This window comes from Microcoleus sp. T3_A4 (assembly GCF_036700465.1).
In the GTDB taxonomy this organism is placed as follows: Bacteria; Cyanobacteriota; Cyanobacteriia; order Cyanobacteriales; family Microcoleaceae; genus Microcoleus.
The window spans coordinates 40730-50838 of record NZ_JAUBOY010000050.1 but is presented as its reverse complement, the minus strand read 5'-3'; the positions used below and the strand labels follow the sequence as shown (position 1 = coordinate 50838).

Here is a 10109-nt window from a genome sequence, read left to right as displayed (position 1 = left end):
CCGACGCCAACAATTGGTACGCCCACACCGACACCAACTCCGACGCCAACAATTGGTACGCCCACACCGACACCAACTCCGACGCCAACAATTGGTACGCCCACACCGACACCAACACCAGTCACTACAGGAACAGGCAACCCAAACATATTCCCGATCGGATTACCGAGTTCTAACGAAACTCCCTTGGGAATAACGGACTCTAATGCTCGGCATGAGGGGGAAGCGGATGACCACCCAGTATTCACCAACGAATTCGCCGATCTGACGATACCTGGTTTTGTCGGCCCTAATGCTTGGGGAGACTTCGACAATGACGGCGATTTGGATCTTTTGGTGATGGAACAACAGAGTTCACCAAACCCCTTAACTTCTTCTGAGGTAACAGCATACAAGCCCAAAGTCTACAGCAACAAAAACGGTAGCTTTCAACCCAATGATATAGGGCTGCCTACCGTTTACGGAGGTATAGTTCGGAACAATAATGGGAAGGGAGATATTTCCCAGCCTTCTGCTACCTGGGGAGACCCCGACAAGGATGGTGACCTCGATATCTTGCTCACAGGCGCAACTGAAACCCCTCAACAAGATATCTACACCACTGGTTCGCGCTACACCCCCATCACCCAGCTATACCGGAACCAAAAGGCGGACGAAACAACTGCTGACACTCTGCAATATCCTTTGCCAGACAACTTCGCCTTTCCTAGATTTAGTCGAGACAGCAGGGCAAAGCTACCTGGTATTTTGAACGGTTCCGGAGCTTGGGGAGACTACAACAACGATGGTAGACCGGATCTCGTACTCACTGGTGATACGGGTGCGGGTTATATCGCCAAAGTGTTCCGCAACGACCCCACTGGCTTTAACGACGGCAGTATCTTGAACTACAGCATTACCTTTGAGGAGGAGATTGGGGCTAACTTGCCCGGTGTTAATGGCAACGCCGCCTGGGGAGACTACAACAAGGATGGCAAACTCGATATTTTACTGACAGGCGACACCGTTCCAAAAACCAACGTCAGCAACAGCTCAAATTACATCTACATCGCAAAATTGTATCGCAACACTGGCAATGGCTTTACCGAAGAGAGCAATGCACTGCCACAAAATCGAAACGCCAGCGAACCTATTACTTACGGCGCTTGGGGAGACCCCGACAACGATGGACGACTGGATATCTTGCTTACAGGTGCTGCACGCGAGTGGCCAAGTAATTATTGGCGATCTGGTCCTACAAGATTGCTTCAGCAGAGCTACAACAACTCGGCTACTACTGGTTATACCTTTCAGGAAACGGCTGTAGGGGTTCCTGGTTCTAATACTGCTGCTTGGGGGGATTACGACAACAATGGCAAGCTGGATATCCTACTAACACAACCGGCTAATTCTGATTCCCCCAAAGTTTACCAACAAGATGACTTTGGTGGCTCTTTTAAACCCATCAATGACGCAGGGCTGCCTAAGAATTTCAGCTCTGGTGCTTCTTGGGGAGACTACGACAAGGACGGCAGACTGGATATTGCATTCACGACAGATAATTCATCTGGCACCGACAAATTTGTCAAAATTTACCACAACAATACCCCTAAAGCGAACACACGACCCTCTGCACCTCAAGCTCTATATGCAGACACAAACAATTCCAACGAAGGAGTCAAGTTAACGTGGCAGTCAGCCGGAGGATCGGGGAACCCGATGGACTCTCAAACTCCAAATCAGGGTTTAAGGTACAATCTGCGAGTTTGGACTGTCGATACAGTTCAAGTTAATAACAAAGGCCTTGAGACTGCTGACATTATTAACTATGTAGTTGGTCCAATGTCCCTTGATGACGGAACTCGGCAAGTAGTGCAGTTGGGGAATATCAACTCAGACTACTGGGGTGGCAGTTGGCTGCTAAAGCCAGATTACTTAATTCCTGGTAAGGAGTATCACTGGAGTGTACAGGCGATCGACAGTGCTTGGGCGGGTTCACCGTTTGTCGAAGGACAACCTTTTACAGTCAACAATCGCAATTTGCAACCAACCGTCACCATCAGCGCTACGGATGCTAATGCGGCAGAAACACGTTGGGATCAACCCACGACCCCGAATCCCGGAAAATTCACTATTACTCGTACTGGTGGCAGCCTAGCTGGTCCGCTGGATGTCTACTACAGGTTCAAGGGGTTCGATGTGTCAGATGGATCATATAGTAATCAAAACAACCTTGCTCTACCAGGTTCATATCCTTTTGGCCCTCAAGATTATGAATTGGTTTCAGATTCCGAGCCCCCTAAGCCGTTACCCAGTAACCTGTCCAACAACTACAACTTTGTCACCATTCCAGCGGGTAAACGCAGCGTCAACATGGTTGTCAATGTCGGCGATGACAGCCTAGTAGAAGGCGACGAAAAAGTAGTTATCACCTTAGAAAATACTGCCTACCCCCAAAAGGTAGGCGAGCCCTCTACTGCTACTGTGACGATCGCGGACAACGACCCCAACAACCCGCCTGTCATCAATTACGGCCCGACTACAACCCCTTGGCATCACGGAGCCATAGTAAGCAATAACCCCTTTACATTCGAGTACCAATTTCCGCAGAACACGTTCACAGACCCCGATCGAGGTGACACGCTTACCTACACAGCAACTCTGATGGACGGCAGTCCCCTGCCAAGTTGGCTCACCTTCAATCCAGCTACCCGTACACTCAGTGGCACAAGTCCCATAGCGCAGGAGCTCAGGATTAAGTTAACAGCAACAGACAGGGCGGGTCTTAGTGTCAGCGACGACGAGACGGGTCCATATACGGGTGACCCGATGGATCCATATGGGGGTAAGGGTATGTTGCTGCAATTTAGCAGCACCGGCGTAGTGATTGACGGTTATATCTCCGGTGCAACTCTCTTCCTAGACGCCAACAAAAACGCCGTCCTCGACACCAACGAACCATCCACCACAACCGATTCCGCCGGTAAATTCAATCTCAACATCCCCTTCGAGACATTAGACACCAACAAAAACGGAGAAATCGATCCCTCAGAAGGCAATCTAGTTGCGATTGGAGGCATTGACACCGCCACCGGCTTACCCCTAGAAACACCAGTCACCGCACCCCCAGATGCGAGTGTCGTCACCCTCCTAACCAGCTTAGTCGCCGACTTAATCGACAAAGGAATTGAACCAGAAGAAGCCCAATCTTTAGTCAAAGCAGCCCTTTCTCTCCCCGCTGAAGTTGACCTAACTAGCTTCGATCCAATAGAAGCTACCAACAACAACATACCGGGCGGAGTTCAAGTCTTATCCGCAATGGTGAAAGTCCAAAACTTCATCACTCAAACCAGCGCTTTGATTGACGGTGCTTCCAGTGCAGTCAATACCGATATTGTCAAAGCTGTTGTCAGTTCAATTACGGCTCAAATTCAATCAGGTACAGTCTTAAACCTCAGTAATGCCGCAGTCTTAGAACCAATCATTCAGCAAACTGCCGCTAAAATCCAGCAAATAGACCCCAGTTTCAACAGTCAACAACTCAGCCAAATTACATCGCAATCCGCGACAGTAATGGCAACAGCCAATCAACGCATTGATGCGGCTGTCTCCAACCCAACAGCAACATCAATTCCTGAATCACTTGCCCGCCTCCAACAAGTAGCCTTGGGCCCAACCACTCAAGACTTCAAATCAGTTGGTTCAGGAAATAAACCAATTTCCCAGCTAGTTGCGGACAATACTGGTACTGCTTTAGATAGCAGAATTGAAGCTGTAGTATTGCCGACTGGGATTGCAACTCCTGTTGTCAGCGGCGATGCTGATTTGGGCAGCAATTCCCCCAATGCAATTCTCGGTACAAATGGCGACGATATCCTGACTGGCGACAGCGCGAATAATGTGTTGATGGGGATGAGGGGCAATGATTCCCTTGATGGCGGCATTGGAAATGACTCGGTTTTCGGTGGCAAAGGTAGCGATACAATCCTGGGAAGTAGCGGTGATGATGTTTTATTTGGCAATCGCGGTGCTGACATTTTGAATGGCGATGATGGTAATGATATTCTCTACGGAGGTAAGGGAGATGATTTGCTCACGGGCGGTTTAGGAATTGATAGTTTGATAGGAGGAAGGGGAGTAGATAAGTTCTTACTCTCTACCAATTCCGGTACTGATACGATTACTGATTTTGAAGTCGGTAAAGATTTGTTAGTATTGGGTAACGGGTTGAGTTTCTCGCAATTGGCGATTGCTCAAGATAGCGGTGCAACATTAATCCGGTTGGCCCAAACAGGGGAGATTTTAGCTTCTATCAGTGGTGTTTCGGCTAGCAGTATTAGTGCCGTTAATTTCGGATTGATTTAAGAGCGATTTCGGATCAAACAATTGTTCTAATAGTTCGCTCGATCCCCCCTAGCCCCCCGCCGGAGGGGGGGACAAGAATCTTCTCAAAGTCCCCCTTATTAAGGGGGATTTAGGGGGATCTGGCCTCGGCGGTAAACGAGAGATAAAGAGGGTTTTAGACTTAAGTTGACACCAATGCCCTAAACCGTATTACTTACAAATCAGCACCGCTGATATCGCATTCCTGGTAACTGCGAAACTAATCCCAACAATTCCAACTGCAAAAGTATACTAGAAACTCTTCCCGCTTCTAATCCCGCTGCTTCCACAATTGTATCAAAAGAAATCGGCCCAGATACGATCGCACTTAACACCTTAGCCAATTCCGGCTCCAACGGCGGCCCTTGCTTCTCAACCGTCGGATTTGGGGGAAATAGCGACAACTGCTCGGCTCTATCCAATTTTGGCATAGCTCCGAGCATTTCCAGCAACCTGTCTTCGCTTAACAGTCGATCGCTACCAGGTAGAATCGGATGAGCGCCTTTACTCAGCAACTCCAAACATCCAAAGGAACGCTCATCATCCAATCTGCCCGTCAAAACATACACATCCCGGCAAAAATCATTCGCTTGATAAGCAGTAATTAAAGCACCCGATTTGTGCGGAGCTTCTATCACAATTGTAGCGCGGCTTAAGCCAGCAATTATGCGATTTCGGCGCGGAAAATTAGTTCTATTCGGTTGAGTCCCCGCCGGATATTCACTAATTACCAATCCCTGCTGCAAAATGCGATCGCACAACCTCTCATTTTGTTTAGGATATACAATATCTACTCCCGTCCCCACTACTGCGAAAGTCCTTCCTCCCGCCTCCAAACAGCCTGTATGAGCCTCTGTATCAATACCAGCCGCCAATCCCGAAACCACAGTAAAACCGCTTCTAGCCAAAGCCGTACTAATTTTGCGAGTCCACCTTCTGCCGTATTCCGAAGGGCTGCGAGTACCAACCATTGCCACTGTCGGTGTAATTCCTTGATTCTCTTTGCGATCGACATTACCACGATAATACAACACTGGTGGCGGATTGGGAATTTCCAATAATAAGCGGGGATAATCTGGATCGGCGGGCGTCCAAAAACAGGGATTTTTTATAAGATGTTTTTCGAGAACTTCTTCAGGATTAAGTTTGGTTCGTTCTTGCACAATGGTTTCAATTATCTGCTTGCCGAACCCTTCGATTCGCATTAAATCTACTGGTTTTGCCATCCAAGCTTCTGCCAAACTCTTGAAATTTTGGTGCAATCTCTGCAACAAAATCGGCCCGATACCGTTAATTTGCGACCATGCCAACCAGTAAGCGCGTTCTTCTAGCAACGAGTTACCCTCAACTTATCTGAGAATAATTTTATCATCTTGGGTGGAATGAATATAGTAGGGAAACGGCACGGCCCTGTCCTGTATTCCTTGGGTAGGGAAATGGCACTGCCGTGTCCTGTATTTTCACAGATGTCCGGGTAAAGAAATGGCACTGCCGTGTCCTGTATTTCCACAGATTTAAAACTGTTATATATTTTTTTACGAACCGCGAAGGCGCTAATAACGCGAAGAGAATTAAGAGGGAAGTTGACAATTACTGGCTAGGTTTTCCAATCAACGAAACGGGCGTAAATATAAGCAATAATTTCTCCGATCACAGTCCGAAAACCTTCGCTCGATTTCCACCATTCTTGTGGGTTGTAATCTTGCGATTCAGCAGCTATAATCCCGACTTTAATGTCAGGATTCAGGACTTCTTTGAAAACAATCCAACTTCTGCGGGCGTGAGGGCCAAAGGAATAAAGATTAATTGATTCAACTTTTATGGCAGAAGCAGCCAGCCAATCGCGAAGTGCGATCGCCGAAGCAGCAGTGCGGTGTTTGACAACACTCGCTGCTGGTACTGCTACTACTTGGTTTGTATCAAATCCTAGCGCAATAAAAGTCGCGGCAGTTAGTTCGGCATAATTTTTATATTCAGCAAGATAGAAGCCTTTACTTAAAGGAACTCCTGTGGTAATTAATTGGCGGTATTCGCCTTTTTTGAATTCGGCGATCGCACTTTCGATCGCATAATCCGGCAACCAGCCTTCGACAACCAATATATCTGCTTTAATCGGCGCATTTACAGCCAAAAACGGATGGATATTTGTGAGAATTAAGAGCATTAAAATTATCAATCCCGTGCTTGCAATTACCCAACCTTCCCTGGTAATTACCCACATTTCTCGACGACGGATTAGACGAATTCTCATTTTAACTCGATCTAGATGTTTTCAGGTATGGAGGCAGATTCGGCGAGACTGGGGAAGAGGGAAATAGTGGGAAAGTGATAGAATTTCCCAATGCCCCATGCCCCCTTCCCAATCCCCCATTCCCAAATTATTGGTGTTTCAGATACTCAAAAACGCTTTTATCCCCAATATCCTGCGGCATCGGTTGAAAAAACTTACGTACAGCAAAGATGATAAACAAAGCCGCCCAAACTGCCAGCAAAAATTGTTCATTTTCGGCTGACAAAAATCCAAAAATATGTCCTAAAATTAACAGAGGAACTCCCGGAGTCAAAAACTTAGTTTCGAGGCGATTAAAGCAGAATGCTTCCTTAAAATAAATGCCATTTAAGGCGGCAAAAGTAAAGCCAATTCCCCACAAGGTGGCGGGATGTTCGTACACTGCTAAAGCTAGAGGTTGGCTGCTTTGTAGGGCGACAAACAATGCTGCCGCGCCGCCGATCGCCCAAAACGCCTGTAGTGTTCGATGCAGCGCAATCATGTAAATGTGAATAGTTGCCAAGCTGACGCCTAAAGCTATCCAGAAACAAGCAAAAACAGGCGTTACAGCTTGGATTGCCATCGGGTTGTCGCCCTGTTGTAGCACCAGAGTAGTGCCGACCGCAAAACACAGCGCCGCCACCCCCAATCCGGCACGGTAAATCAATACTCCCGTGCGATCATTTTGAGTAATCGTAAATTCGCCGAATTGTCCTTGATAGACTGGCGATTCATCAGGTGATTTCAGTAGTTGCATAATAGCTTCCTCCTATCAGACACGAATGTACTTCTGCCAAGATATACTTTATTGATAAACCGAGCCAGCGAGACCGAGCGATGCCTAAATTTAACAAGCCTAAACTTAACCAGCCTAAAGTTAACAAGTCTAAAGTGGACGATCGCCCAAAGCAAAGCCAATCCCTTCCTTCACAATCCGAACTTCCTCCAGTTCAGCTTGATGAAACCATTGTAGCAGGCAGAAGACCGAAACCGGTCAACGACTTTCAGAGCCTGCTGGAGGAATTATCCGAATTGAGAGCGGGGTTCGATCCAGAAATGTTAGCGCATCTCGATAAAAATATGCCATTTAATACCAAGCAATTTGAAACTAAAATCAGTAAAATTTTGGGGTCAAAAAATATTGATTTCAACCTAAAAAATTCACTCAAATATCTAGATTACATCAAGCAAAATATTCAACTCCCCTGCCACGTTACCGGCATAGAAGAGTTTGAATGGGAAGAAGAATATACAATGGGTTCGGGCAGCAAAAAAGAATATGCACGGCTCAAAAAAACTCAACCTTCTTATACTGATAGATTCACAATTAATCAGTTGGAGGATTTGGTGCTTCAGGAAGAAGGCATATTTGTGGAAGTGCAGCGCGTCAGCGATCACCAAAAGTTTATGTTGCCTTTATCAGAGTTAGAATCAGTTGATGTAATCTCCCGCAACAATCAGTTATTAGATGATTATGCCGTGTGGTTTATCAATTATTAAGGAAGAGTGGGGGATGGGAAGATGGGAAGAGGGGAAGAGTGGGAGAGGGGAAGAGTGGGAGAGTGGGCGATGGGGAGAGTGGGGGATGGGAAAAATCTTCCTTCTTCCTTCTCCCCTCTTCCTTCTTCCGACTTCCATCGGACTGACATCCGTTACATCCGTTACATCCGTCGAGCGAATCCGTTGCCGAACTTCCTTCTTCCTTCTTCCTGACATCCGTTACATCCGTCGAGCGAATCCGTTGCCGAACTTCCTTCTTCCTTCTTCCTTCTTCCTTCTTCCTTCTTAATTAAATGGAAGCTGGCAAGTGCGAGCGCGAAACCAAAGCCAAAGCTTCAACCAAACTGCGAACAGCCGCAATCATCGCCACTTCGCTATTAAGTTGGCTGACAGCAGAACCGACACCAACACCCGCAGCACCGGCTCCAATAGCGAGGGGTGCGGTGACGCTGGAGATACCGGAAGCGCAGAGTACGGGGACGGATACGGCGCGGGAAATTTCAAAGGCTGCGGCCAAAGTAGGCGCTGCTTTTTCAATTAATCCCAAGGTGCCGGCGTGAATTGGTTGAGCGCTGGTGCCACCTTCGGTTTGGATGATGTTAGCGCCAGCTTTGACTAATTCAATTGCTAACTGCACTTGTTTGTCGAGTGCCAAAATGTGCGGAACTGTCACAGAAAGAGTGATGTTCGCAAATAGCGATCGAGTTTCGCGAGTCAACTGCAAAACTTCCTCAGCTTCAAAGCGGCGGCCTACTGCGTAGAAAGCATCAAAGTTACCAATTTCAATCAAATCAGCGCCAGCTTCTACCGCAGGCACAAACTTTTCCGGTTCCACAGCAGATACACAAATTGGCAAATTTGTCAACTGTTTTGCCATCAATACCAAATCTCGATCGGCAGCAATATCGACAAAGGAAGCACCGCCGAGATCCGCTGCTTTGACGACAGCAGCAACGTTGGCGGCATCAAAATTATTTAAACCGCTGATAATTTTCAGGGCGCGACCTTGCTCAAATGCGCGCTGCAATTTAGAATTTACACTCATCGTTAGTTTTCCAACTCAAAAAATTTCTTAGACTCATTTTGACACGAATTAGAACAATTTTTGATTTTTAATTCTTAATTTTTAATTACTACGCGGCTGGCGAAATTTGTAAACATCTTTGATAACTTGTGCCCAGCCGTCAGAGAGAGATTCGAGAATCCGAGATCCCTTTTCTTTCGTCGCCGCCGTCGCATCGCCCAACACACCACTTTCAGTCAACTCTCGCGTCAGCCAAGCAAAAGGTAAATTCCCTTCCATACTCAGCAAACTGTCTGTTGGTAAACCCTGCGGGTACTCGCAAACAGCCAGTTCCATTTTCACCTGTTCGGGCAAAATTGACAACATCAAACTCGTTTCTGCATCGCCCGCGTGAATTCCGAACTCCAATTCCTTCGCAGTTAATAATTCAGCAGCCACATTCGGAACGCCCCAAACAAACAGCGGAAAAACAGAAAGATCCTGATATTTTTGATGAATATCCCGCGCCGCAATTTCCATTACCTGTGGCTGTCCGCCGTGACCATTCATTAACACTAATTTTCTAAATCCAGCTTGATAAATACTGTCCGCAATTTCACTGATTACTGCTAAAACAGTCTGAGCACTGAGCATAATTGTACCGGGAAAATGGCAGTGTTCGTTCGACTTGCCATAGTACAAAGGTGGCAAAGCATACGCGGGAATATTTGCCTCTAACTTTGCCAGCGCTTTGCCTGTCACCGCCGCGCTAATTGCCGCATCTACAATTAAAGGCAAATGGGGGCCGTGTTGTTCGATCGCACCTAGCGGCTGAATTATCACCGTGTTTTCCTTATCCAGCATAGACTGAATTTCTGTCCAACTTAGATAGGGAAAAAAGCGCGATTGTGGAATAAAATTGTGCATATTGTGGCGACAATAGTAAAAGTAAGCAAGGCAATCAATTAACCTGAA

General features: G+C 46.9%; 8 protein-coding genes. 2 read left to right on the top strand and 6 right to left on the bottom strand.

What is annotated here, in order from left to right:
- A partial coding sequence (locus QUA07_RS24175; RefSeq protein WP_333330153.1) for an FG-GAP-like repeat-containing protein occupies nucleotides 1–4344 on the top strand: 4344 nt, incomplete at its 5' end.
- Nucleotides 4345–4544: 200 nt separating this feature from the next.
- On the opposite strand, the gene dprA is transcribed toward QUA07_RS24175, so the two are convergent.
- From dprA to QUA07_RS24160, 3 genes are all read right to left on the bottom strand, one after another.
- Entirely contained in the window at nucleotides 4545–5696 is a 1152-nt protein-coding gene (gene dprA, locus QUA07_RS24170; protein ID WP_333330151.1) for a DNA-processing protein DprA, read from the bottom strand.
- Between the two features lie 263 nt (nucleotides 5697–5959).
- Nucleotides 5960–6613, bottom strand: a complete 654-nt coding sequence (locus QUA07_RS24165) for a YdcF family protein (RefSeq protein ID WP_333330148.1) — start codon at nucleotides 6611–6613, stop codon at nucleotides 5960–5962.
- Nucleotides 6614–6740: 127 nt separating this feature from the next.
- Nucleotides 6741–7388, bottom strand: a complete 648-nt coding sequence (locus QUA07_RS24160; protein WP_333330145.1) for a DUF2301 domain-containing membrane protein — start codon at nucleotides 7386–7388, stop codon at nucleotides 6741–6743.
- Between the two features lie 80 nt (nucleotides 7389–7468).
- Here QUA07_RS24160 and QUA07_RS24155 point away from each other — a divergent pair, with 80 nt between their 5' ends.
- Nucleotides 7469–8131, top strand: a complete 663-nt coding sequence (locus tag QUA07_RS24155) for a calcium-binding protein (protein ID WP_333330142.1) — start codon at nucleotides 7469–7471, stop codon at nucleotides 8129–8131.
- Here QUA07_RS24155 and QUA07_RS24150 read toward each other — a convergent pair.
- The 3 genes from QUA07_RS24150 to QUA07_RS24140 form a co-directional block, all read right to left on the bottom strand.
- Nucleotides 8096–8347 (bottom strand): hypothetical protein, encoded by a 252-nt coding sequence (locus QUA07_RS24150; RefSeq protein WP_333330139.1) that lies wholly within the window; start codon nucleotides 8345–8347, stop codon nucleotides 8096–8098. The genes QUA07_RS24155 and QUA07_RS24150 overlap by 36 nt on opposite strands.
- A gap of 73 nt (nucleotides 8348–8420) precedes the next feature.
- Nucleotides 8421–9176 carry a DUF561 domain-containing protein gene (locus QUA07_RS24145; RefSeq protein WP_333330136.1) on the bottom strand — a complete coding sequence of 252 codons (756 nt, stop codon included), beginning with the start codon at nucleotides 9174–9176 and terminating at the stop codon, nucleotides 8421–8423.
- Between the two features lie 81 nt (nucleotides 9177–9257).
- On the bottom strand, nucleotides 9258–10061 hold the full coding sequence (locus QUA07_RS24140) for a creatininase family protein (protein WP_333330133.1): 804 nt from the start codon (nucleotides 10059–10061) through the stop codon (nucleotides 9258–9260).
- Nucleotides 10062–10109 lie beyond the last annotated feature (48 nt).